Source organism: Paraburkholderia sp. MM5477-R1, from assembly GCF_050436385.1.
Lineage (GTDB): Bacteria > Pseudomonadota > Gammaproteobacteria > Burkholderiales > Burkholderiaceae > Paraburkholderia > Paraburkholderia tuberum.
Genome location: NZ_JBNDMC010000006.1, coordinates 2,063,207 through 2,086,730, shown reverse-complemented (window position 1 = coordinate 2,086,730; position 23,524 = coordinate 2,063,207). Strand labels below are relative to the sequence as shown.

Annotated in this window: 24 protein-coding genes; 10 read left to right on the top strand and 14 right to left on the bottom strand. The window is 66.9% G+C overall.

Features of this window, described 5'->3' with window-relative positions; genetic code table 11:
* Positions 1 to 50: 50 nt before the first annotated feature.
* The 3 genes from OKW35_RS28040 (at position 51) to OKW35_RS28030 (ending at position 2,426) form a co-directional block, all read left to right on the top strand.
* On the top strand, positions 51 to 1,118 hold the full coding sequence (locus tag OKW35_RS28040; RefSeq protein WP_429553729.1) for an FUSC family protein: 1,068 nt from the start codon (positions 51 to 53) through the stop codon (positions 1,116 to 1,118).
* 254 nt (positions 1,119 to 1,372) lie between these two features.
* Positions 1,373 to 2,119 (top strand): hypothetical protein, encoded by a 747-nt coding sequence (locus OKW35_RS28035; protein ID WP_429553728.1) that lies wholly within the window; start codon positions 1,373 to 1,375, stop codon positions 2,117 to 2,119.
* A 1-nt stretch (position 2,120) separates the two neighbouring features.
* Positions 2,121 to 2,426, top strand: coding sequence for a hypothetical protein (locus OKW35_RS28030; protein ID WP_429553727.1), 306 nt, complete (start codon positions 2,121 to 2,123; stop codon positions 2,424 to 2,426).
* A 78-nt stretch (positions 2,427 to 2,504) separates the two neighbouring features.
* Here OKW35_RS28030 and OKW35_RS28025 read toward each other — a convergent pair whose 3' ends face one another.
* From OKW35_RS28025 to OKW35_RS28010, 4 genes are all read right to left on the bottom strand, one after another.
* Positions 2,505 to 2,885, bottom strand: a complete 381-nt coding sequence (locus OKW35_RS28025; RefSeq protein WP_429553869.1) for a cupredoxin domain-containing protein — start codon at positions 2,883 to 2,885, stop codon at positions 2,505 to 2,507.
* Between the two features lie 36 nt (positions 2,886 to 2,921).
* Positions 2,922 to 3,866 (bottom strand): metallophosphoesterase family protein, encoded by a 945-nt coding sequence (locus OKW35_RS28020; protein ID WP_429553726.1) that lies wholly within the window; start codon positions 3,864 to 3,866, stop codon positions 2,922 to 2,924.
* A 172-nt stretch (positions 3,867 to 4,038) separates the two neighbouring features.
* Positions 4,039 to 4,998: an aldo/keto reductase gene (locus tag OKW35_RS28015; protein WP_429553725.1), complete on the bottom strand. Its 960-nt coding sequence runs from the start codon at positions 4,996 to 4,998 to the stop codon at positions 4,039 to 4,041.
* A gap of 163 nt (positions 4,999 to 5,161) precedes the next feature.
* On the bottom strand, positions 5,162 to 6,337 hold the full coding sequence (locus OKW35_RS28010; protein ID WP_429553724.1) for an epoxide hydrolase family protein: 1,176 nt from the start codon (positions 6,335 to 6,337) through the stop codon (positions 5,162 to 5,164).
* 116 nt (positions 6,338 to 6,453) lie between these two features.
* Between OKW35_RS28010 and surE the strand changes: the two genes are divergently transcribed.
* Positions 6,454 to 7,233, top strand: a complete 780-nt coding sequence (gene surE, locus OKW35_RS28005; RefSeq protein ID WP_090809866.1) for a 5'/3'-nucleotidase SurE — start codon at positions 6,454 to 6,456, stop codon at positions 7,231 to 7,233.
* Between the two features lie 31 nt (positions 7,234 to 7,264).
* Here surE and OKW35_RS28000 read toward each other — a convergent pair whose 3' ends face one another.
* Both OKW35_RS28000 and OKW35_RS27995 read right to left on the bottom strand, forming a co-directional pair.
* Complete coding sequence (locus OKW35_RS28000; protein ID WP_429553723.1) at positions 7,265 to 8,050, bottom strand: DUF4148 domain-containing protein; 786 nt, start codon at positions 8,048 to 8,050, stop codon at positions 7,265 to 7,267.
* A 247-nt stretch (positions 8,051 to 8,297) separates the two neighbouring features.
* Positions 8,298 to 9,197, bottom strand: a complete 900-nt coding sequence (locus OKW35_RS27995; protein ID WP_429553722.1) for a DMT family transporter — start codon at positions 9,195 to 9,197, stop codon at positions 8,298 to 8,300.
* A gap of 23 nt (positions 9,198 to 9,220) precedes the next feature.
* On the opposite strand from OKW35_RS27995, the gene OKW35_RS27990 reads away from it, so the two are divergent.
* A complete protein-coding gene (locus tag OKW35_RS27990; RefSeq protein WP_429553721.1) occupies positions 9,221 to 9,382 on the top strand; it encodes a hypothetical protein in 162 nt (53 codons plus the stop codon).
* 110 nt (positions 9,383 to 9,492) lie between these two features.
* Here the strand turns inward: OKW35_RS27990 and OKW35_RS27985 are convergent, their stop codons facing one another.
* Together OKW35_RS27985 and OKW35_RS27980 are read right to left on the bottom strand one after the other, a co-directional pair.
* Entirely contained in the window at positions 9,493 to 10,128 is a 636-nt protein-coding gene (locus tag OKW35_RS27985) for a carbonic anhydrase (protein WP_090809864.1), read from the bottom strand.
* A gap of 319 nt (positions 10,129 to 10,447) precedes the next feature.
* The gene (locus OKW35_RS27980; RefSeq protein WP_008923225.1) at positions 10,448 to 10,723 is read right to left on the bottom strand and encodes a DUF1488 domain-containing protein; all 276 of its coding nucleotides are present in this window, start codon (positions 10,721 to 10,723) and stop codon (positions 10,448 to 10,450) included.
* On the opposite strand from OKW35_RS27980, the gene OKW35_RS27975 reads away from it, so the two are divergent.
* Positions 10,722 to 12,422 carry an MDR family MFS transporter gene (locus OKW35_RS27975; protein WP_429553720.1) on the top strand — a complete coding sequence of 567 codons (1,701 nt, stop codon included), beginning with the start codon at positions 10,722 to 10,724 and terminating at the stop codon, positions 12,420 to 12,422. The two genes, OKW35_RS27980 and OKW35_RS27975, sit on opposite strands and share 2 nt — an antisense overlap.
* A gap of 37 nt (positions 12,423 to 12,459) precedes the next feature.
* On the opposite strand, the gene OKW35_RS27970 is transcribed toward OKW35_RS27975, so the two are convergent.
* The 6 genes from OKW35_RS27970 to cbiE form a co-directional block, all read right to left on the bottom strand.
* The gene (locus OKW35_RS27970) at positions 12,460 to 13,635 is read right to left on the bottom strand and encodes an alpha/beta hydrolase family protein (protein WP_429553719.1); all 1,176 of its coding nucleotides are present in this window, start codon (positions 13,633 to 13,635) and stop codon (positions 12,460 to 12,462) included.
* Positions 13,636 to 13,637: 2 nt separating this feature from the next.
* Positions 13,638 to 14,663 carry an AraC family transcriptional regulator gene (locus OKW35_RS27965; protein ID WP_429553718.1) on the bottom strand — a complete coding sequence of 342 codons (1,026 nt, stop codon included), beginning with the start codon at positions 14,661 to 14,663 and terminating at the stop codon, positions 13,638 to 13,640.
* Positions 14,664 to 14,834: 171 nt separating this feature from the next.
* Positions 14,835 to 15,563, bottom strand: coding sequence for a precorrin-4 C(11)-methyltransferase (gene cobM / locus OKW35_RS27960; RefSeq protein WP_429553717.1), 729 nt, complete (start codon positions 15,561 to 15,563; stop codon positions 14,835 to 14,837).
* 20 nt (positions 15,564 to 15,583) lie between these two features.
* Positions 15,584 to 16,324 carry a cobalt-precorrin-6A reductase gene (locus OKW35_RS27955; protein ID WP_429553716.1) on the bottom strand — a complete coding sequence of 247 codons (741 nt, stop codon included), beginning with the start codon at positions 16,322 to 16,324 and terminating at the stop codon, positions 15,584 to 15,586.
* A complete protein-coding gene (locus OKW35_RS27950) occupies positions 16,321 to 17,421 on the bottom strand; it encodes a cobalt-precorrin-5B (C(1))-methyltransferase (RefSeq protein WP_429353695.1) in 1,101 nt (366 codons plus the stop codon). Before OKW35_RS27950 ends, OKW35_RS27955 begins: the two co-directional genes overlap by 4 nt.
* On the bottom strand, positions 17,421 to 18,644 hold the full coding sequence (gene cbiE / locus OKW35_RS27945; RefSeq protein ID WP_429553715.1) for a precorrin-6y C5,15-methyltransferase (decarboxylating) subunit CbiE: 1,224 nt from the start codon (positions 18,642 to 18,644) through the stop codon (positions 17,421 to 17,423). The genes OKW35_RS27950 and cbiE overlap by 1 nt, the downstream gene beginning before the upstream one ends.
* Positions 18,645 to 18,951: 307 nt before the next feature.
* On the opposite strand from cbiE, the gene cobG reads away from it, so the two are divergent.
* The 4 genes from cobG to cobJ are packed head-to-tail and all read left to right on the top strand — an operon-like array spanning position 18,952 to position 23,505.
* Positions 18,952 to 20,391, top strand: a complete 1,440-nt coding sequence (cobG, locus tag OKW35_RS27940) for a precorrin-3B synthase (protein ID WP_429553714.1) — start codon at positions 18,952 to 18,954, stop codon at positions 20,389 to 20,391.
* A complete protein-coding gene (locus tag OKW35_RS27935; protein WP_429553713.1) occupies positions 20,384 to 21,010 on the top strand; it encodes a precorrin-8X methylmutase in 627 nt (208 codons plus the stop codon). The genes cobG and OKW35_RS27935 overlap by 8 nt, the downstream gene beginning before the upstream one ends.
* On the top strand, positions 21,011 to 21,754 hold the full coding sequence (locus OKW35_RS27930) for a precorrin-2 C(20)-methyltransferase (RefSeq protein ID WP_429553712.1): 744 nt from the start codon (positions 21,011 to 21,013) through the stop codon (positions 21,752 to 21,754).
* Complete coding sequence (gene cobJ, locus OKW35_RS27925) at positions 21,751 to 23,505, top strand: precorrin-3B C(17)-methyltransferase (protein ID WP_429553868.1); 1,755 nt, start codon at positions 21,751 to 21,753, stop codon at positions 23,503 to 23,505. The genes OKW35_RS27930 and cobJ overlap by 4 nt, the downstream gene beginning before the upstream one ends.
* The last annotated feature ends 19 nt before the right edge of the window (positions 23,506 to 23,524 follow it).

Sequence of the window (23,524 nt, the reverse complement as noted above, 5' to 3'; positions counted from 1 at the left end):
GTGCCCGGCCCAACGGTGCCGGCCCAACGTCATCGGTCAGCATAAAAATCATGTCGAACAGGTATCTGCACCAGCCACTCACGCCGTTGCGCCGCGCGCTCGCGCGCTTTTCTCTGTCGGAAACCGCCAAGTACACGAAGCTGACGCTCGGCCTGTGGATCGGTTTCGGCATCCCATACCTGCTCGGCTTTCCCGACGCGGCCGTGCCGCTAGCCGGTTCGACGATGCTGACGCTGGCGCTCGGTAGCTCGATTTCGGCGGCTCGAAGCTACTTCTACAAGCGGGTGTTTTCGAACGTAGTGGCGATGCCGATCGGCACGCTGCTGATCTGGCTGACCGCGCCGCACCTGTGGATGGGCGCGGCGCTGCTGCCGGTCGTGATCTTCAGCATCGTCGCGCTGCGGCCGTCGCTGTTCCAGATGACCAGCATCACGGTGCCGATCACGCTCGTGCTCTATACCGGCGAACATCTTCCGCTGCTCGAACAGCGCCTGATTGGCGTGGTACTCGGCATGTTGCTCGGCTTCGTCATCCAGCAGATCGCGTTTCCGCCCGATCACGGCTACTGGGCGAACACGCTCGTCAACGACGGCAACGAACAGGCCACCGATGTCGTCGCGCAACTGGCCGCGGGACAACTCGACAAAGCGCAGATCAAGCCGGCGGCCTCGAAGCTGCGCATGCTGAGCACGAACCTGAAGCAGGCGCACCTGTTGCTGAAGACCGACCTCGAGCAGGCGTGGGTGTCGCCACATCTGAAGCGCAACGCGGCACGGCTGCCGGTGTTCGCGAGCTATCAGGAGACCTTCGATTCGCTGGTCAATTTTCTTGAAACGATGGACACGTTTCACGATCAGTTCGCCGCGCTCGACGCCGCGTGGCGCGAAATGTTTCTCGCGCGGCTCGCGCGGCTCGTCAACGCGCACCGGCAACTGGCCGAGGCGGCGGACCTGCGCGTCGAGCGCCCGCCGCTCGACGCGCCGCCGCTGCATATGGAGGACCTGCGTCAGCTGACCGAGGACCTGCCCGCGTCGGACGTGTTTACGAGCGTGTACCTCGGGCATCTGACCGGCTATGGGATTCTGCTGTGCCGGTTGAGCGAGCTGCATACCGCGTGAGCGGCGTTCCGCACAGTCAGAACTACCAGGACCGCAACACGATGCACGATGGACAACTTCCAGTCGCGCACTACCTGTGTTGACAGTTTTCCACGATGTTCCAGGGTGCAGGAATTCGTCGAGCGGTGCCTTCCCGTACCGGCCAAGGCTTGCTATCGCATTCGCGGCGGCCTCAGGGACTCATTCTTTTTGCGGTACGCAATTCGACGCCATGATAGGTTCGCTGGCGGATCTGACATGCACATGGAAGACAGATGGCGATCGATTTCAAAGTCGGAAACCACCGGAGCTGCACGCTCCATACTCGGCAGGAATATCGCGGCAACGTCTTTAGCGACGAGGTGGGTACCGGGCGCCGTCTCATTATCTCGGCAAGTTCATGGGAGCTTACACACAACACGCGCCAGCTAGCGCAGCTCGCCGAGTTCATGCGCAATTCGCCGGGCCGCGCATATGCGAGCGGCGCTGCTCCGGAGCAGATCGCCCGCACGCTACAGACCGCCGTCGAGCGCGGCGATGTGATTGCGGTCGCGCCCTCGCTCCGCACCTCGCGCGGAGGGAGCGCACCCATCCAGCAGCAGATCCGGCCGTACTACCCAACCATCACGCCGTCACAGCTCGTGCGAGGCGCACTGTCCGTAGTGCGTGCCGCGCGCTCGTTCGAGCGCCCCAAATTGCCGCGGCTGCCAGCCGAAGATGGCCTGGCGATCTGGTATGCCCGCCCCGGCGACGTGCTGCCGGACGGAACCATCGCTACGCCAGTATCAACGCCACTCGGCAATGAGCGGCCGTTTGAGTACACTGAAGATCCGCAGTTCGGCGATGCGCAGGAACTGGCCGCGCGTGGCGTCAGTGAAGTGCATGAGGCAAATTGTTTTGCCGAGTACGAATTGGATTTGGAGCAATGCAACTTCGTACGAGCGATGACCCAAGACCTCCGTGCTTATGCCATGTGCAAACAGACGGCATTTCAAAATTACCAGAGCTGCAGAGGTTTCTGAGATGACAAAGCGCCAGCGTGCCACCGTGATTTTTTATAACGAGGATGCCTGTGAAATCCAGGTATGTACCGTGTCGCGAGAGGAAATCGAGGGGGCAATAGATCGGCAGATAGCGCGCGGAATGGCAATGACTGTGCCTCTGGGTTCGGACGATTGCCGCGCGCCGATCACGGACGAAACCTTGCGTCAAATCGGAGGCATGGCTGTTCTCAACCAGGCGTCTGTTCATCCCGAATTGCGCGATCGTCTGCAGATTTCGCTGCACCGCCCCGTCGACTGGGGGCAGGCCAAGCCGCCTACGGAATAACAGTGCTCGCGATCCAGGGTTGAGTTCGGAGCAACATCCGAACTGCCCTTGCTGAGCAAGGGCTTGGCGGCAATTGGATCATTGCACGGTAATGGTCGCCTTCATGTTCGGATGGATGCCGCAAAAGATCTTGTACACGCCCGGTTTATCGAATTTGAACTGATAGGTGTCGTCCTGATCGAGCGCGGCCGAGCGGAACAGGCCCGCGTCGTTGACCACGGAGTGCGGCTCGCCGTCGAGATTCTTCCATGTGACCGTCGTGCCCGCCTTGATGGTCAGTTGCATCGGCGAGAACATGAAGTTCTTGATGACGATCGCGTTAGGCGTCGACGCGACGGTCTGTTTCTGCCCCTGCATCGGCATCGTCGTTTGCGCAAAACCGAGCCCCGCCGACACCGCCAGAATCGCGACACTGCCGAGCAGAATCGCGAGCGCGCGGCCCATCATTCTGGTTAGCATCATTGATCTCCTCGAGCGTAAAAGTAGCGCGTGTCATCAGGCGAGCGTCGTGTCGTCGAGCGTCGCCTTCAGCGGATGACGCGCGATGCTGACGCTCGTCACGCCGAGCATCTTCGGCAGCTGGTCGCTCGCGACCTTCAGCGGCCCAGGGCCATCGCCCTGGCCGGCGGTCGGCTGCGGATAGGCGGTCGAGCGCGCGGTATGGAACGTCACGTTGCCCTCGACCTTCGTCACGATCTGATGAATGTGGCCGTTCAACACCGTCACGGAACCGAAGCGCTTCAGATAGCTCATCGCCTGTCCCGCGTCGCCGGTGCCCCAGCCCCACGGCTCGTAGATGGTCCACATCGGCATGTGCGCGAACACCACGACCGGGGTGCTCGACGAGCGGCCTTTCAGATCGTTTTCGAGCCATTCGAGCTGCTCGTCGCCGAGACCGCCGAGGCCGTTCGGCTTGAAATGCATCACGTTGACGAGCCCGACGAAATGCACGCCCTGGTGATCGAAGCTGTAATAGCCGCGGTTATCCGAAGCCTTGCCGAAGCGGCTGAAGTACTCCGTGCCGGGGCCGTCGGTGACGTCATGCTCGCCGGGGACCGTGTGCAGCTCGGTGATCTTCAGTCCCGACATCAGCTGCGCGGCCAGATCGAATTCCGCGGGCCTCGACAGATGCGTGATGTCGCCGGTGTGAATCGCGAGCGGCGGACGCGCCGGCATCGCGTTGACGTAATCGATCGTCTGTCTCAGCGTGCCCGCGACGTCGGGATTCGCCTCCTTGTTGAAGCCGATATGCGTGTCGCTGATCTGCAGAAAAAGCGGCGTGCCAGCCGCTGGCGTCGCGGTGTTCGCGTCGGCCGCGAGCGCGAGTTCGACCGGCGTCAGCACGCCGCCCGACAGCATGAACACGGTGCCGAGGCCGCCGAACGCAAGACACTTCAGGGCGCCGCGACGCGCCGGATCGAATGAATGATGTGACGACATGATGACCTCACGATAAGGATTCGCCGAACCGAACCCGGTTCGTGAGGCATGACTGGCGTGTGGCGGGTTTTATTCCCGTGTCGTGCGGCGTTTGTGGGAGGCGGCACCTGTATGCGAATAGCAAGCGGCAAGTAATCGCCGTGGCGGATTGCGCACTGGATTGCGCATCAAGTCAGCCGCCGACCGCCGCGATGATCCGAGCGCGCATCGCGTCGTCGGGTAGCGGTCCCGATCCGGCGCGCACGTTGTCCGCCATGTATTGCGGCCGCCCGGTGCCCGGAATCACGACCGTCACCGCCGGCTGCGCGAGCACGAATTTCAACAGAATCTGCGCCCAGCTCGTGCAGCCGATTTCGCCGGCCCATGCGGGCAACGGCATTTTCATCACGCGCGCGAGCAAGCCGCCGCCGCCGAACGGCTGATTGATCACGACGCCGATGCCGAGATCGGCCGCGAGCGGCAGGATGCGCTGCTCGGCCGCGCGATCGTCGGCGGCGTAGTTGATCTGCACGAAGTCGGGCTTCTCGCTGCGCATCACCGCCGCGACTTCGTCGAACGCGCTCGATGTGTAATGCGTGATGCCGAGATAGCGAATCCGGCCGCGCGCTTTCCAGTCGCGCAAGGTCGCGAGCTGCGTGCGCCAGTCGAGCAGATTGTGGATCTGCATCAGATCGACATGCGGCTGCTGAAAACGCCGCAGCGATTCCTCCATCTGCGCGATGCCGGCCTCGCGTCCCTCGGTCCAGACCTTGGTGGCGACGAACGCCTTGCGATGCGCGTCGAGCTGCGTGAGCAGCGCGCCCGCGACCGCTTCCGACGAACCGTACATCGGCGAAGAATCGATCACCGAGCCGCCCGCTTCGAACAGGATGCGCAGCACCTCGGCGAGTTGGGCGCGGGCGGCGGCATCGTCGCCGACGTCGAAGGTGCGCCACGTGCCGCAGCCGATCACCGGCAGCGCTTCGCCGGTGGACGGGATCGCGCGGTGGCTCATGCGGGGTAAGGCGGCACCGGATTGCGCGTGCGCCTCGGTTTGCGCGGACGTGACGCGCGACAGCGCAAGCGCTGCCGGCAGCCCGAGCGCCGTGCGCAGAAAGCGGCGGCGGTGATCGTGGTTCGACGAATGTGCCATAGCGTGTATGGTGCCCTCGTGCATGAAAGTTCGACCACCGTCCACGCTGGCCTGGCTGTCGTCGATGAATGCGTGCAGCCGGCGATCGCCGCGAGACGCTCGACGCGAGCGGCGCGGTCGTGTGAGGTGAAACAGAAGCAGCGTGGCGCGTCGCGCTGCGCGCCTAGCGCGCTTTCTGCCGCAACGGCCTGAAGAACTTTCGAATCTCGGCCGCGAGCAACGCGGGCTTTTCCATCGCCGCGAAGTGCCCGCCGGCTGGCATTTCGCTCCACTGCGCGACGTTGAAGGTTCGTTCGAGCCAGCTGCGCGGCGGATGATTGATCTCCTTTGGAAACAGCGCGAAGCCGACTGGTGTGTCGATGCGCTCGCCGTCGGAGAAACGCATCGGCTGCAGGCGGTTTTCCCAATACATCTGCATCGCCGGGCCGATGCACTGCGTGAACCAGTACAGCGAGATATTGGTCAGCAGATCGTCTTTCGAGAACACGCTTTCCACCTCGCCGCCGCAATCGCTCCACGAGCGAAACTTCTCGCCGATCCATGCGGCGAGTCCCACCGGCGAATCGTTCAGCGACGCGGCGACCGTCAGGGGTTTGGTGCCGTGCTGATGCGCGTAACCGCCTTCGAGTGCGGCCCAGTCGTTCTTCTCGCGCAGATAGTCCTGCTCGGCCGGCGTCAGCTCCAGTTGCGCCGCGCCGATCGCGGGCTCATAGGAACTCGGCAGGAAGTTCAGATGGATGCCGTCGACCACCCGCGGATGATGCGCGGCCAACGCGATCGACACGCCCGCGCCAAGATCGCCGCCCTGCGCGCCGAAGCGCTCGTAGCCGAGTCCGCGCATCAGTAACACCCACAGGTCCGCGACCTGGAACGCGGACATGCCGGCCTGCGCGGGCGCAGGCGAAAACGCGAAGCCCGGCAGCGACGGCGCGACGACGTCGAAGGCGTCGGCGGGATCGGCGCCGAACGCGACCGGATCGCACAACTGATCGAGCAGCGCGTGAAACTCGAAGAAGGAACCGGGCCAGCCGTGCGTGATCACCAGCGGATAAGCCTGAAAGCCGGGCGCGACACTGGCGGCGCGCCGATGCGCGACGTGCACGGTCTGGCCGTTCACGTCGGCGAGAAATTGCGGCAGCTGGTTCAACCTGCGTTCGGCCGCGCGCCAGTCGAATTGCCCGGCCCAATAGGTCGCGAGTTCGCGCAGCCAGGCCGGGTCGGCGCCCTGCTGCCAGGCGGGCGCGGGCGTCGTGGGCGCCCAGCGGGTGGCGTCGATGCGGCGGCGCAAATCGTCGATATCCTGATCGGCGATCGCAATCTCAAACGGGTCGATCTGCATGGGGGTCGTCCTGGGTCGTTGGCGGCTCACCGTCATCGTACGCGCGTCGGACGGAAGCCCGATAATGGGCGTCCCTTCCCTACGATTCATTCACCGAGCCACAGGAGATTGACGCGATGTCCGCTTACGAATCCAAGCTGCCGCGAGTGCTGCTGACGAACGACGACGGTATCGACGCGCCCGGCCTCGCCGTGCTCGAAGCCGTGGCCGCCGAGCTCGCGCACGAAGTCTGGGTGGTCGCGCCCGAGCACGACCAGAGCGGTACGTCGCATTCCATCAGCCTGCATTCGCCGCTGCGCGTGAGCCGCCAGGGCGAACGCCGTTTCGGCGTGACCGGCACGCCCGGCGATTGCGTCGTGATGGGCGTGCGTCATCTGATGCGCGAGGCGCCGCCGTCGCTGGTGCTGTCCGGCGTCAATCGCGGCGGCAACCTCGGCATCGAAACGATGTTCTCGGGCACGGTCGGCGCGGCGATGACCGGTCTGCTGCTCGGGCTGCCGTCGTTCGCGCTGAGCCAGGCGTTCAGCGATCGCGAGCGCGTGCGCTGGGACACCGCGCGCACGCTCGCACCCGGCGTGATCCGTCAATTGCTCGCGATCGAGCATGCGGCGCCGACCTGCCTGAACATCAACTTCCCCGACGTCGATGCCGCCGACGCAGGTCCGCTGACGCCGACGCGCCAGGGCGTCGGGCTCGTCAGGGACATCGAGGTGCTGCCGGAAGTCGACCCGCGCGGCATCGCGTATCACTGGCTGCGCTTCGATCGTGGCCCGCGCGAGAACGATGCCGACAGCGAAACGGCAACCGTCGCGGCGGGGCGCGTATCGGTCACGCCGCTTGCGTTCGATCGCACCGACGAAGCCACCTTCGCGCGGCTCGCCGCGTCGTTGATCTAACGGTTGCCGAGGACGCGGCGCGAGGCCCGCTTCAGTGCGCCCCAGGTCCCGATGGCTCGGGTCTGCCGAACGCGGGCATCGTGCCGTTCTCACGCGCGCGCACGAGTTCGGCCTCTACTTCGGCGCGGGTTTTGGGGCCGTTGCTGGCGACCGCCTGAGTTGCGGACTGGCTGGTCAGCCCCGCGCGCGGCATCGACCATGGCGACTCGACGCCTTGAGTTGCATATTGCGGCAACGGCCGCGCCTCTGGCACGACGCTGGCCGCTTTCTTCCCAGACCGCTCAGCAGTAGAACTTTTCCGGTGGCTGCCGCCCCGCGCATGACTACCCGATGTCGTCGCAACACTTTGCGCTGAGTGCGGTTTCGTCGTGGTACCCGACGCAACGCGGCTATGGTGTGCGTGCCCGGTCTTTGCCGTGGGTGGCGCCTGGGTCCAGTTCGAAGTCACCGCAGGCTGCGGCGGCAAACTCGTCTGCTGCGGCTGCGGGTGCGGCTGTTGCTGCGCCTTGTTCGACTCCCGCGCGAACTGTAGCGCCGCGATGGCCAGAGCATCGCCCGCCTGCGCTCCAATCGACGCGGCCGGCTGAGCCCGCAAGGCGGCCACGTCGTCGCGCAGCGCATGGCGGCGCGTTGCCGGCGCGACCGTCGCCGCGCCGGGCCGGCCTTCGCTCTGCCCCGCCGCCGCCGTCGCGCTGACACCCCGTTCGCCGTCGGCGACGAGACTCACGTCCCGACCGGACGACCAGTCGTTGTCCAGCTGCGACACATAGGCCCCAATCGTCACCGCGCCGAAGACGAGGCCCATCAACACGATCATTCTCGGTTCGCTATACAAGGCACGCTCCCCATTCCAACCGATCGACCGACCCATTAGTCAAAGTGTGGGCGATCCGAATGACAGTGTTTTCCTTTTTAGACCCAACAACAGACGAATCGGCGGATCTGGTCGGGGATGTGTCCGAAACCGACGGGTATTCTTCCGTTCAAACGCGCGCCTTGATCGGAGTCCCAAGCGGTTCTTCCGGCGCCGCCTTCGACCCTGTTTTCAGCGACGCAAGCGCAGCTCAGACGAGCGGCCCTTCCTCGGGCTTGCGGCGCATCGCGACGGCGATCGAACTGCCGACGATCAACGCGATACCGAGCATCGATATTGCGCCGATCGTCTCGCCCCACACCAGGTAGCCGAACAGCGCGGCCCACACGATGCTCGTGTAGTTGTACGGCGCGAGCGCGCCGGCATCGGCATCGCGGAACGCCATCGTCATCAGCAACTGGCCCGCCGTCGCAAGCGCGCCGAGCAGCGCCATGATCGCGAGCGCATCGAACGACGGTGTGCGCCATGCGAAGACCAGCGACGCGCCCATGACGGCCGTGCCGACCAGCGTGAAGTACAGCACGGTCGTGCCCGAATCGTCGCTGGCTTTGATGCGCTTGATCTGGATGATCGACAGCGCGCCGCACAACGCACTCGCGATCAGCAGCGCAGGCCCGAGCCAGCTCGCATGCGAGCCGTCAGGGCGCACCACTAGCAGCATGCCGGCGAAACCGACCGCCGCGGCCAGCGCGTCGCGCGGCTTGAGCGTTTCGTGCAACAGCAGCGGCGCCAGCACGATCACGAGCAAGGTCTCCGAATAGACGATCGCGACCGCCTCGCTGAGCGGCATATACGGCAGCCCCGCAAAGAACAGCCCCGATGCGCCGAGCAGCGTCAGCGCGCGCAGGGTCTGCCCGCGCACGTCCAGTTGCCGCAAGCGCGTGGCGAGCGGCTTGCCGCGCAGGCACATCGCGAGGGCCGGGAACAGACCGAACAGCATGCGGAAGAACGTGACCTCGTTGGCCGGATAGGCGAGCGCAAGCGATTTCGCGAGGGCGTCGACGAGCGCGAAGCAGAACATCGACACGAGGATCAGCGCGACGCTGCGCAACGGTACGGCGCTCGGGCGGACGGCGGCGACGGGCGGCATGGACGATTCGGTGAGCGTGGGTAATGGAAAACAGGATTATGCCCGCGCTCAAGCTGCCGGTGCTGCAGGTCGCGTACTACAACGATCCGACCTGCAGCATGCATCTGCTGTGGTCGAACCCGGCTGCGAAGAGCCCTGGTGTGTTGAAGATCGTGCCGTCGGATTCGCTGGTGTCGTCGAGCTGATAGGGATGGTTGTGGCGGGCGGCGCGGTGGGGTTGAAACCGCGCCGCCGCGCCGGCTTTTAGCAAGCCGAGTGTTAATCCCGCAAAATAAAAACCCGTTTTAATGCCACTTCAACTCGCACAAATTTCCCGATTATCCGCAAGCGGCAAGAAGTTACCGGTCTTGCCATCGAGCGCAAGCATTTCACCGCTTTCGATATTGAAGATCCAGCCGTGCAGCCGCAGCGTCTTGTTCACGAGTCCGACCGCCACCGACGGATGCGTGCGGATGTTGCTGAGCTGCGCGATCACGTTGTCCTTGACCAGCGCCTCGAGACGCTCCGCATCCGAGCAGTAGTGGCGCGACGCGTTGATCGCCTTCGCCGCATCCGCGTGACGCAGCCAACTCGCGACCGCCGGCATGTGCTCCAGATTCGTGCAGCTCGAGATCGCCGTCATCGCGCCGCAGTTCGAATGGCCGCAGATCACGATGTCGGTCACGCCGAGCACGGCAATCGCATATTCGACGGTCGCCGACACGCCGCCCGGCTCCGGACCGTACGACGGCACGATGTTGCCCGCGTTGCGGATCACGAACAGCGACCCCGGTTCGGTCTGCGTCAGCAGTTCCGGCACCACGCGGCTGTCCGAACAGGTCACGAAGAGCGTGCTGGGATTCTGCGCGGTCGACAAACGCTTGAAGAGTGCGCTTTGCTGTGGAAAGACCTCGCGTTGAAAGCGGATCAGACCTTCGATGATTTCCTGCACGATATTCTCCAGAGAATCGAAGAGACGGATTTAAAGTTGCCGCGACTATACCGCAGCCTTTCAATCGTCGCGCGAATCACCGTGCTAATCGTCGCACGCTCCTGCGGCGAACTGCCAGCGAAATAATGGCATGCTTGCACGCGCCATAAAAAAAGACCCGGCTGCCGGCAGCCGGGTCCAACTCTCTCGCTCACACGCGTTAAGCGGTGTGTGCGTCGATACTGTAGCCGCGCCGACGTCGCGGATATAGTCGCCGCGATGGAAGAGTCCTTTCCACCGCGGCACGAATCGCTTGACCCGATACAAGCAAGCGGGTCGCTCAATCGAAGTCGCGCGTCTCGAGCTCCACGGACCGTCCCCCGTTGCGTTCGAGCACCCGCCGCGTAGCATTTTCAATGCGGGCGCGGTTCGCCTCGAACGCTCCCACCAGATCGTGAGCAGATGGGGCGCCGTTGCCGAGGCTGCCATTGCCGAAATGGTCATTGAGCGCGTCGAGCGACACGCTGCACCATACGTCCTTCCCGTCCACATTGGCCTCGTAGGCGACGCGCGCAGCAGCCACCACTTCCCGGCGTCCGGTGAATTCGATCCTCATGATTGTCCTCCGTGTGTCAAAGGGAAATCCGAATACGCAACGGTCGTGCCCAATCCGGCCGGCTCGCCGGCTGCCCGGGCGCGAGCGCGCATTCTCCGCAAGGTGCATACTCCTGACCGGCCGCCACGCGCGGCCGCGCCGATGCGTCGCAGCAAGGCCTCCTCCGGGCCGTCGACGCATTCAACATATCGATACTACGCCCTTCATGTCCCGCAATACTCAATCTTCACGCCCGCTCGTGATCGCCGCCGTGATGGCCTCGATGGCGATGGTCGCGATCGAAGCGACCATCGTGTCGACCGCGATGCCGCAGATCGTCTCGCAACTCGGCGACCTGCATTTATACAGTTGGGTGTTCTCGTCGTTCCTGCTCACGCAGACCGCGATGACCGTGGTGTTCGGCAAGCTCGCCGACCTCTATGGGCGCAAGCCCGTGATCCTCGCGGGCATCGCGATCTTCCTCGTCGGCTCGGTGCTCGCCGGCTTCGCGTGGTCGATGCCGGCGATGATCGTGTTCCGCCTGATCCAGGGGATCGGCGCGGGCGCAATCCAGCCGGTCACGCTGACCGTCGTCGCCGATCTGTACCCAGCGCGCGAACGCGGCAAGGTGCAGGGTTATCTCGCGAGCGTGTGGGCGATTTCGGCGGTCGTGGGTCCGATGGTCGGCGGCTTCATCATTCACAACCTGTCGTGGGCGTGGATCTTCTGGATGAACGTGCCGATCGGGCTTGCGTCGGCCGCGGGCTTCATCGCGTTCCTGCGCGAATCGGAACGGCACGCGCGGCCGTCCATCGACTTCGCCGGCGCCGCGCTGTTCATGGCCGCGATCGCAGCGCTGATGATGGCGCTGACCTACGCCGGCGACGACGCGTTGGCGCGAGCCTCATTCGCAGCCGGCGTCTTCGTGCTGTGCGTGCTGCTGTTCGTGCGGCAGGAGCGTCGCGCGGCCGAACCGATGATCTCGTTCGCGCTATGGAGCCGCCGCCCGATCGCCGCATGCAACAGCGCGACGGTGCTGGCCGGCATGATCCTGATGGGCGCGACCACGTTCCTGCCGATGTACGTGCAGGGCGTGCTGCATCGTTCGCCCGTGGTGGCCGGCCTCGCGCTGACGATGATGATGGTCGGCTGGCCCACCGGCGCGACGTTCGCGGCGAAGTCGTTTCACCGGCTCGGTTTGCGGCGCATCCTGATCTGCGGCAGCGCGTTCGTGCCGCTCGGCGCGGTGCTGCTGCTGTTGCTGTCGCCGGGCGCGTCGCCGCTCGTCGCCGGGTTCGCGTCGCTGATCATGGGCTTTGGCATGGGGACGTCGAGCGTCAGTTCGCTCGTGCTGATCCAGGAGATCGTCAGGATGGACGAACGCGGCAGCGCGACCGCGTCGAACCTGTTTTCGCGCAATCTCGGCAGCACGCTCGGCGCGACGCTGTTCGGCGCGGTGCTGAACTTCGGGCTCAGTCATTCGCAGGGCGTCGCGACGGTCACGTCGGATCAGTTGAAGGCGCTGTTGCAGAACCGCGCCGCCGATCTCGGCGACAGCGATCTGGTCCGGCTCGTGCTGCACCAGTCGCTGCATCTGACCTTCGTGTCGATGTTCGTGATCGCGCTATTCGTGGTCGCGCTGCTCGCGCTGGTGCCAACGATCCGATTCGGCGACGACAAGCCGGCACCACTCAAGGCCTTGTCGCCGCTCGAGGACTGAGTCGCGCGGCGTCGCGAACCACGTGCGTTCGCGAGCGCTATGAGCCGCCCGCCGGCAGCGTCGCCGCGAAGAAATCACGCACCTGTGCCGCGGTTCGCGCATGAATCGCGGCGCGATCCACACCCGGCCCGTCCTTGCAGATCGGCGCCAGACGCTCCATCGCCTCGGGCTCGCACACATCCATGAACGTATAGTGCGAGGCGCCCGGCACCATCGTCACCGTCGCTTGCGGCATGAAGCCCGCGATGCGGTGAATGTTGGTGTTGACTGGCGCGGTCGTGTCCGCCTCGCCCGCCAGCAGCGCGACCGGAATCGTCACTTCCTTGAACGACGAACTGTTGAATGCCTCGCCGAGCGCGGGCGCGATCGCGAACGCGGCTTTGACGCGCGGATCGCGATACGAGTCGCCCGAGCGCGCGCGCGATGCGTTCGTTTCCGCCGATAGCCCCTCGACCGTTAGCGCCGGCGTGCCCGGCGCGTGCGCGAGATTGGCGGCTTCGGGCGGCGAGCAGATCGCATCGGCTTCGGGCGACGTGCAGAAGCGCTCCAGCGCCGCGCGATCGGTCCGTGCGCCCGCGACTTCGAGCACCGTATAGCCGCCGAGCGAAAAGCCCAGCGCGCCGATCCGCGTCGTGTCGACGCGCGGACCGAAACGCGGGTCCGCGAGCACCCCGTCGAGCACTTCGCTCAAATCGGTCGCGCGCTCCCACCAGAGGATGAAGCCGTCGCGCGTGCGCGGCTCCAGCGCGTTGTTACCCGGATGATTGACGCCCGCGACGATATAGCCCTGCGCGGCCAGCGAGGCCGCGAGCCAGTCGAGACTGTCCGCGCTGCCGCCGGTGCCGTGCGATAGCAGCAGCAACGGGTATTTGGGCTGCGCGGCGGACAGCGGGACATCGTCGGCGGCCGCGTGGCCGACGAACATCGGATGGCCCGGCGCGCCGATATCGTGAGGTGTCTCGGGTTGCGCCGCACCGGCCGGGTACCAGATGCGCGTGATCAGCGCCTGCGTTTGCGCGCCGCGCCAGTTGCGGGCCACGGCGGGGTGAAATACGCGGCTCGTTTCGCCGACATGCCAGCCGGCGGAGGCGGTTTGCGCGATGGCGTTCGCCGGCAACGAAGCCCACATCGCGCCAGACAGCACCCCTGACAACGCCGCGGTCAACGACACCACCACCGCGCTCGACAGCGCGGCACAACCTCGACGCATCATGGTTAGTTCTCGCAAATGGGGATCAGCAGATCTGTGACGCAGGGATGTTGCGCGCCGCGATCGGGCGTGCTTCGATACAGTTCGAGCCCCGGCCGCTGATCGCGCCGGTAGCCGCTGCGCGGCAGCCAGCCGCTGTACAGCGCCCTGAAAGTGGGCGAGATCAGCGCATAAGGGCCGACGAGGCGGTGCACCGCATACAGCCCGCCTTCGAGCCGCAGCGGCTCGATGCCCGGCGGCGGCCCGGCAACACGCGGGCGTTGCGCGGCTTCGTCGAGCCGCTCCATCGCACTGCTCAACGCCGCCTGCGAGCCCGCGACAATTGCCGCGTGATAGCAAAACCCGCCAGCCATCGACGGATCGCGCGCGCAAATGCCGACCCGCTGTTGCAACAGCGGGTTCTCGTCGCAGCGCAGCGTCGTCATCAGCGTGTGGAAGGTCTGGCCGATCGTTGCGATCGGGCCGTCATGGCGAAGGCATAGCACGTCGAGCGGCGCGAGCTCGGTGACTTCGACGGACGGCAGCGCGGGCGGGCTTTGGCTTTCGGTGCTTTCGTCACGGTTACCGTCGACGCCATCGTGAATGCGGGCGCCGTCGCCATCGCCATCGCCTCGCAGCGCGATGCGCGCTTGCGCCGTTCGGAGCGTCCGCGCCGAAGTTGTCGAAACCGCCGGATTCGCCACCAGATGCCGCTGCCGGGTCCTGAATTCGCTCGGCGACACACCGGTGAAATCGCGAAACGCGCGCGCGAACGCTTGGGGACTGTCGTAGCCGGCGTCGTGCGCGACCGCGGTGACCTGCGCGGCGTCGGTCAACCGCTGGGCCGCCTCGGCGAGCCGCAGACGCTTGACGGTGTCGCCGACGCTCTCGCCCATCAACGCGCGATAAATCCGATGGAAGTGATACGGCGACATATGCGCGATGGCCGCGAGGCTGTCGAGCGTGTGTCGCGCGCCGGGCTCGACCAGAATGGCCTCGACCACGCGAGCGATCCGTCGACGGTAATCACGTTCGGTGCTGGGCTTCATCATGGCGCCACGATAGCGGTCTGCGCGCCGCGAGGCGGTGCAGAACTTGCGGATTTTCGCGTTTTCGCGCTTCGCGTTTTGCGAGCAGACGGGCGGCCAGGCTCGCGCGCTGCGTCACATTATGATCGACAACCCAAGCGGCTTCCTGACGCCAGAACGGCTTTCACGGCGCCGTCAACTGCCCTTCGCATACAGCGTCGAATCGGCGAACCCTTCGGCAGCCAGCACCTGGCCGACCAGAATCAGCGCGGTGCGCTCGATCGCGCTGCCCTGCACCTTCGCGACGATATCGTCGAGCGTGCCGGTGATCTTTTCCTCGTCGGGCCAGCTCGCGCGATAGATCACCGCGATCGGACACGCGCCGCCGTAATGCGGCCGCAACTCATCGACGATGCGCGCGAGATGCCGCACGCCGAGGTGAATCGCCAGCGTCGCGCGATGCCGCGCGAGATCGCCCAACTGCTCGCCTTCGGGCATCGACGTTTTGCTCGCGTAGCGCGTGAGGATCAGCGTCTGCGACACGCCGGGCAGCGTCAACTCGCAGCCGAGCGCCGCCGCGCATGCGGCCGTCGCGGTCACGCCGGGCACGATTTCGTAAGGAATGGCCAGCTCGCGCAAATGGCGGATCTGCTCGCCGATCGCACCGTACAGCGAGGGATCGCCCGAATGCACGCGCGCGACATGCTGGCCCTTCGCGTGCGCCGCCGCGAGCAGCGCGACGATCCGGTCGAGATCGAGCTCCGCGGTGTTGATCACCTGTTGCGCGCCATGACCTTCGAGCACCGCGGCCGGCACCAGCGACCCCGCATACAGGATCACCGGACAACTGCGCACGAGACGCTGCCCTTTGACCGTGATCAGTTCCGGGTCGCCCGGACCCGCGCCGATAAAAAACACTGTCATTCAGTACTCCAATTATTTGCTCACTTACCCGAATCCGCATTCGCCTGCGCGGGCAACGCATCGAGAAGATCGGCAACGCTGGCGAACTCGCGATCGACCTCGGGCAACACCGGCCGTCGCAGCATGATCACCGGCAAGCCGCGCTCGCGCGCGACCTCGAGCTTCGCCTCGGTCGCGCCGCCGCCGCTGTTCTTGCTGACGACGACGTCGAACACCTGCAGCGCGAACAGCGCGCGTTCGCCGTCGAGCGTGAACGGTCCGCGCGCCGCGAGGATGCGCGAGCGCGCGGTGTCCGGATGCGAATCGAGCACGCGCACGGTCCAGAATTGATGCGGCGCAATCTCGTCGAGATGCGCGAGCGGTTCGCGCCCGAGCGTGAAAAGCGGCCGCCTGAACGGCGCGAGCGTGTCGATCAGTTCGTTCCAGTCATCGACCATGCGCCAGTCGTCGCCGGCTTGCGGCTGCCACGCTGGACGCCGCAGCGCCCAGCACGGCACCTTCGCCACGCGGCACGCGTCGACGGCATTCGCGCTGATCCGCGCCGCGTACGGATGCGTCGCGTCGATCACGAGGCCGATCGCTTCGCTCGCGAGGTAACGCGCCAGACCCGCGCTACCGCCAAAACCGCCGACGCGCACCGCACACTTCAAGTCGTCGGGGACCTTGCCGAGTCCCGCGAGGCTGTACACATGCGCGGGACCGAGTTGGCGCGCGATCTTCAGCGCGTCGCCGGTGCCGCCGAGCAGCAGGATGCGCGTCATCGCGCGACTCCGACGATGTTGCCCTGCCGGTCGATCGCGAAGATTTCGACGCTGACCTGCGGCGGCACGATATCGCGAGCAACGGCCAACGCGTGCTGACAGACGATATCGCCGAGCGGCACCTGCCGCGCGTGAGCAAGCGCGAGCGCCTGCTGGCTCGTGTTGGCCGCGCGCATCGCCGCTTGCAGCGCGGCGTCGGCGCCATGCGCGGCAGCCCAGCCGGCGAGTTGTTCGAGATCGATGCTGGAGTTGCGGCTATGCAGATCGAGATGGCCGGCCGCGAGCTTGCTGAGCTTGCCGAAGCCGCCGCAAATGCTCAGTCGCTCGACCGGCGCGCGCTTCACATGCTTGAGCACCGCGCCGACAAAATCGCCCATTTCGATCAGCGCGATATCGGGCAGGCCGTAGTGCGCGCGCATCGCGTCCTCGCTCGCGTTGCCGGTGCAGGCGGCCACATGCGTATAGCCGTTCGCGCGCGCGACGTCGATGCCCTGATGAATCGACGCGATGTACGCCGAGCACGAAAACGGCCGCACGATGCCGGTGGTGCCGAGGATCGACAGCCCACCGACAATCCCGAGTCGCGGGTTCATCGTTCTCAGCGCGAGCGCTTCGCCGCCTTCGACGCCGACCGTCACTTCGAAGCCGCCGCGATACGCGTGGCGCGCGGCGAGTTCGACGAGGTGCTGCGTGATCATCTGGCGCGGGACCGGATTGATCGCCGGTTCGCCGACCGGCAATGTAAGCCCCGCGCGCGTGACCGTGCCGACGCCCGGCCCCGCGCGAAAGATCACACCGGGCTCGGGCACGAGGCGTACGCGCGCGAACACGAGCGCGCCGTGGGTCACGTCGGGATCGTCGCCGGCGTCCTTGATCGTGCCGGCTTCGGCGATCCGCTCGCCGTCCGTCGCGGCAAGGCGGCAGAACGTGAGCCGCATCGGCACATGCTGGCCCTTCGGCAACACGATCTCCGCGACCTCGCTAACCTCGCCCGCCAGCAGTAGACGAGCGGCCGCGAGCGACGTCGCGGTCGCGCAACTGCCAGTCGTATAGCCGCTACGCAGCGGCGCCGGCTGTTCGGGAGTCTCGTCGCGCATCACGAATCGGCCGATGGTTTGGCGGGTTTGGTCGCGTCGAGCAGGGTGATCGGCAACGCCTGGCGCCACGTATCGAAGCCGCCGAGCGGTTGCGCGTGAGCGAGCCCGATGCGCGTCAGCGTACCGCCATGCCGCTCGCGCCACGCGGCGAGCACCGCCTCGCCTTGCAGCGTCACCGCGTTCGCGACGAGCCGGCCGCCGTCGCGCAGTTGTGTCCAACAGGTGTCGAGCACGTCAGGCTCCGTCACCCCACCGCCAATAAACACCGCGTGCGGCGCCGGCAGTCCCCGCAACGCGTCAGGCGCGCGGCCGGCCACGAGTTGCAGCCCGGGCACGCCCAAAGCATCGCGATTCTGTTCGATGAAGCGCTGCCGCGCTTCGTTCGCTTCGATCGCGATCGCGCGACACGTGGGATGCGCGCGCATCCATTCGATTCCGATCGAACCGCTGCCCGCGCCGACGTCCCACAGCAACTCGCCGGGCGCGGGCGCGAGGCGCGCGAGCGTGATGACGCGCACGTCGCGCTTGGTCAACTGGCCGTCGTGGATAAAGGCGTCGTCGGGCAAGCCGCAGGTCAGCGGCAGACGCGGCGCATGCGCCGACGCGCGGCACGCGAGCGCGATCAGATTGAGCGCGGCCATCTCGCCGGCCGGCCATTGATCCGCGCGGCCATCGACACGCCGTTCGCGTGCACCGCCCAGATGTTCGAGCACGGTCATGGCAGTCGCGCCGAAACCGCGCGCATCGAGCGAGGCCGCCAGTGCCGCGGGCGTGCGCCCGTCCGCGCTCAGCACGAACAGGCGCGCGCCGTCACGCAGATGCGCATTCAGCGCGGCAAGCGGTCGGCCGACCAGCGAGACGGTCGCGACATCCTGCAACGGCCAGCCGAGCCGCGCGGCCGCGAGCGACAACGACGACGGCGCCGGCAGCACGCGCAACTCGCCGGCCGGCAACTGCCGCGCGAGCGTCGCGCCGACGCCGAACAGCATCGGGTCGCCGCTCGCGAGCACGCACACCGGGTGCGGACGCTCGGCGAGCAACGGCGCGAGATCGAACGGACGCGGCCACGCGGCACGGCGCGCGGCGAGCCGCGCGGGCAGCATCGCCAGATGGCGCTCGCCGCCGTACACGACCGACGCGCCCAGCAACGCACGCCGCGCGGGCCGCCCCAAACCGGCGAAGCCGTCGTCGCCAATGCCCACTACGGTCAGCCATGCCGGCATGCATCCATCCTCATCAGTTGCGTCGATTCTTTAGCGATTGCACCGGCTCACGCATGCGGCTTTGCACAGGCTCGGAGCGCGGGTTGCGAAAGTCCGCATGATACCGCCGCCATGCGGCCCGCGGCTTCGCGGCGGAGCGCCATGCTGCCGGGATCACCGGCATCGCGCGATGGCCGGCAAACAGGCGCTGCGGCCACAGCGTAAAGATATAATGGCCGCTTTCATTGCCCACGGTCGGCCCGAAGCGCCTTTCGGCCGCACAGTTCACGCCGGCCCTCGTCGGGCAGCATGCAGCGAGGCCGCAGCCATGCCGTCGCGCGACGCTAAACCCGGTGCCCCTTTGAATCGAGCTTCGCCTCCCACCGTTTCGTCCCACGCGGTCACGACACCGCGGTCGTCGGCATGTCCGGGGTTGCTGCGCATCGTCCCCGCGCGCGACGGCGGCATCTGCCGCATCAAACTGCCCGGCGGCGTGCTGAGCGCGGCGCAGGCACGCGCGATCGCCGATGCCAGCACGCGGCACGCGAACGGCGTCGCCGAGCTGACCAATCGCGCGAATCTGCAACTGCGCGGCGTGCGTAACGGACACGAAGCGGCGCTGAGCGCGGCGCTGATCGGCGCGGGGCTTGGACCGGCCGGCGCGCTCAGTTCCGCCGACGACGTCCGCAACGTGATGATCAGCCCCGCCGCCGGCCGCGATCCGCACGCGCTGATCGACACGACGCCGCTGTGCGGAGAACTGCTGACGCTGCTGCAAGGCGATGCGCGCTTGGTAGCGTTGTCGCCGAAATTCGCGCTGCTGCTCGACGGCGGCGAACAGCTTGCGCGGGTCGATCATCCGCATGACGTGTGGCTCGCGGCGTCGGCTGACGAAGAAGGCGTGCGCTTCGTGTTCGGCCTCGCGGGGTGCCCGGCTCCGGCAGGCGAGAACTCGAACCGGCGCGACCATCGCGATTCCAACGGCACGGGCGCGCTCGCGGCGGTGCCGGCGTCGCGCGTGCCCGCGCTCCTGCGCGCCTTGCTGCACACGTTCCTCGACCTCGCCGCAGCCGACGCGACCCGCATGCGCGACCTGCTCGCCACGCATTGCGCCGACGCGCTGCTGCGGCACGCGCAGCGCTACGTCGATTTCCCGCTCGCGCGCGACGCATCGCTGAGCCACTGGCAACGACACATCGCCGCCGACCCATCGCTGCGGCTCGGCGCGCACGCGCAGCGCGGCGACGGCACGTCGCATGTCGGCGGCCAACCACCGCTCGGCCGGATCGATGCGGCCACGCTGCGCGCCCTGGCTGCGCTCGCGCAAAAACACGGCAACGGCAGGTTGCACGCGACGCCATGGCAAAGCGTGCTGCTGCCCGACATCGCGACGGCGGCGGTGCCCGCCGTGCTCGCGAAGCTGATCGCACTCGGTCTCGCGTGCGATCCCGCGCAGGCCATCACGCACGTGATCGCCTGCACCGGTTCGGCCGGCTGCGCGAAGGGCCTCGCCGACACCAAGACCGACGCGCTACAACTCGCCGAGCGCTTACCCGCCGGCGTCGACGTGCATCTGACGGGCTGTCCGCGCTCCTGCGCGGCCGCCCATCGCGCGCCTTACACGCTGCTCGCCGCCGCGCCCGGCCTCTACGACCTTTATCGACGCGACGGCCGCCCCGGCTTCGGCCAATGCGTCGCGCCCCAACTGACGATCGACGAGGCCGCCGCGCTGCTCGCGCGCCTCGCCCGGAGTACTCCACATGCTTGATTACATTCGCGACGCTCAGGAGATCTATCGCCAATCGTTCGCGACGATCCGCGCGGAGGCCGACCTCGCGCGCATCCCCGCCGACCTCGAAAAGCTCGCGGTGCGCGTGATCCACGCGTGCGGCATGGTCGACGTGATCGACGACCTCGCGTTCTCCGACGGCGCCGGCAGCGCGGGCCGCCTCGCGCTCGCGCAAGGCGCGCCGATCCTGTGCGATGCGGGCATGGTCGCGCAAGGCATCACGCGCGCGCGGCTGGCCGCGAACAACGAAGTGATCTGCACGCTCACGCACCCGGACGTGCCCGCGCTCGCGCGCGAAATCGGCAACACGCGCTCGGCCGCCGCGCTCGAATTGTGGCGCCCGCATCTGGCGGGCAGCGTCGTCGTGATCGGCAATGCACCGACCGCGCTGTTTCATCTGCTCGACATGCTCGATGCCGGCGCGCAGAAGCCGGCGCTGATTCTCGGCTTTCCGGTCGGCTTCGTCGGCGCGGCGGAATCGAAAGCGGCACTCGCGCAAAACAGCCGCGGCGTCCCCTATGTGGTCGTGCACGGACGGCGCGGCGGCAGCGCGATGGCCGCCGCCGCGGTCAACGCGCTTGCGACGGAGGTCGAATAAATGGCGAGCCAGCTAACGAGTCGCGGACGGCTGTACGGCATCGGCGTCGGTCCCGGTGACCCGGAATTGCTGACGTTGAAGGCACTGCGGCTGCTCAAAGCGGCGCCGGTGGTCGCGTATTTCGTCGCGAAGGGCAAGAAGGGCAACGCGTTCGGCATCATCGAGGCGCATCTGCACGACGCGCAGCAGCATCTGCCGCTCGTCTATCCGGTCACCACCGAAGCACTCGAACCGCCGCTGTCGTACGAAGCGATCATCGCGGACTTCTATGACACCGCCGCCGAAATCGTCGCGGGCCATCTCGACGCGGGCCGCGACGTCGCGGTGATCTGCGAAGGCGATCCGTTCTTCTATGGCTCGTACATGTATCTGCACGACCGGCTCGCGGCGCGCTACGACAGTGAGGTAGTGCCCGGCGTGTGCTCGATGCTCGGCGGCGCGGCGGTGCTCGGCGTGCCGCTCGTCTATCGCAACCAGAGCTTGTCGGTGCTGTCGGGCGTGCTGCCCGAAGATGAATTGCGCCGCCGTCTGGCCGACGCCGACGCGGCGGTCATCATGAAACTCGGCCGCAATTTCGACAAGGTACGGCGCGTGCTCGACGAACTCGGACTCGCGCAGCGCGCGCTGTACGTCGAACGCGCGACGATGCGAAATCAGCGCATCGTGCCGCTCGCGGAAGTCGATCCGATGGCGTCGCCGTATTTCTCACTGCTGGTCGTGCCGGGGCAAAAATGGCAAGGATGAACGCGCCCGCCATCGTGATTCTCGGTACGGGCGCGCTTGCGACCGCGCGGCGGATTCAGGCGTCGTATGTCGAGCGTGGCGCGCATGCCGCGGCCGGCGTTGCCACGGACTGCCAGGTCCATGCGCTGCAAGGGCGCGTCGACGCCGACGTCTCGTACAGCGAACTCGGCGCGCATCTGCGCGAGCTGTATGCGCGCGGCACGCCGATCGTCGCGCTGTGCGCGGCCGGCATCGTGATTCGCTGCCTCGCGCCGCTGCTGTCGAACAAAGGCGCCGAGCCGCCGGTCCTCGCGGTCGCCGAGGACGGCAGCGCGGTCGTGCCGCTGCTCGGCGGCCTCGCGGGCGTCAACGTGATGGCGCGCGACATCGCCGCGGCGTTGGCCGTGCAGCCCGCGATCACGACGAGCGGCGAGCTGCGCTTCGGCACCTGCGTGCTCAATCCGCCCGATGGCTATGCGCTCGCCGACCTGGGCCTCGGCAAGCGCTTCGTGTCGGATCTGCTCGCGGGCGAAAGCACGCGCATCGAAGGCGACGCGCCGTGGCTCGACGACGCGCAACTGCCGCGCTCGGCGTCGGCGCGTCTCGCGATTCGCGTGACGCCGCGCGCGTGGGATGGGCGTGAAGACGAGCTCGTGATTCATCCGCGCAGTGTGGTGGCGGCTGTCGCCAGCGACGATGCCGATGCCGCCGACGCGATCGTCGCACGCGTGCGCGCGGCACTGAACGCGCAGGGTCTCGCGATGCTTTCGCTTGCGGCCTTGCTCGCGCCATCGACGAGCATGGCCGACCCGGCGCTCGCGCAAGCGGCAAGGCTTCTCGAGGTGCCGCTGCGCTTCGCCGATGCCAGCGCCGAACCGGGCGAATCGAGTGCCGCAAGGTTGCTGCATACCGCACTACGCGTCCCCCACGAAACGCTGCACGACGACGCACACCCCGACGTTGCGCTCGCCCTCTCCCCGCTCGCTATCGACCCCGCGACGCTCGGCCGTGCCCGAGGCCGTCTGACCGTGATCGGCCTCGGCCCCGGCCGGGCCGAGCTGATGGTCCCGGCCGCGCGCACCGCGTTGAACGAAGCGACCGACATCCTCGGCTACGACACCTACGTGAAAATGGCCGGCCCGCTGCGCGCCGGTCAGCGCGTGCACGGCACCGACAATCGCGAGGAAATGCAGCGCGCGCGGCACGCGTTCGAGCTCGCGAGCGAAGGCCGCTCGGTCGTGATGGTGTCGTCGGGCGACCCCGGCGTGTTCGCGATGGCCGCCGCCGTGCTCGAAGCGCTCGAAGCTTCGCGGAACGACGCATGGGCGGCCGTCGAACTATCGATCGTGCCGGGCGTGTCGGCCGCGCTCGCGACCGCCGCGCAGGCCGGCGCGCCGCTCGGCCACGACTTCTGCATGCTGTCGCTGTCGGACAACCTGAAGCCGTGGACGATCATCGAAACCCGCCTGCGCCATGCGGCGCAAGCCGATCTCGTGATGGCGTTCTACAACCCGATTTCGCGCGCGCGTCCGTGGCAACTCGACAAGGCACTCGACATCGTGCGGGAGTATCGCGTGCCATCGACCCAGGTGGTGCTGGGTCGCGATATCGGCCGGCCCGGCGGCACGCTGCGCACGCTGACGCTCGGCGAGCTTCGCTCGGCCGATGTGGATATGCGCACGATGGTGATCGTCGGGTCGTCGCTGACGAGAAGATTCGCTTGCGGTCGTCACGGCGCGCAGTGGGTGTACACGCCGCGGTGGTACGAGTAAGCGGACCGTACCGGGTGGT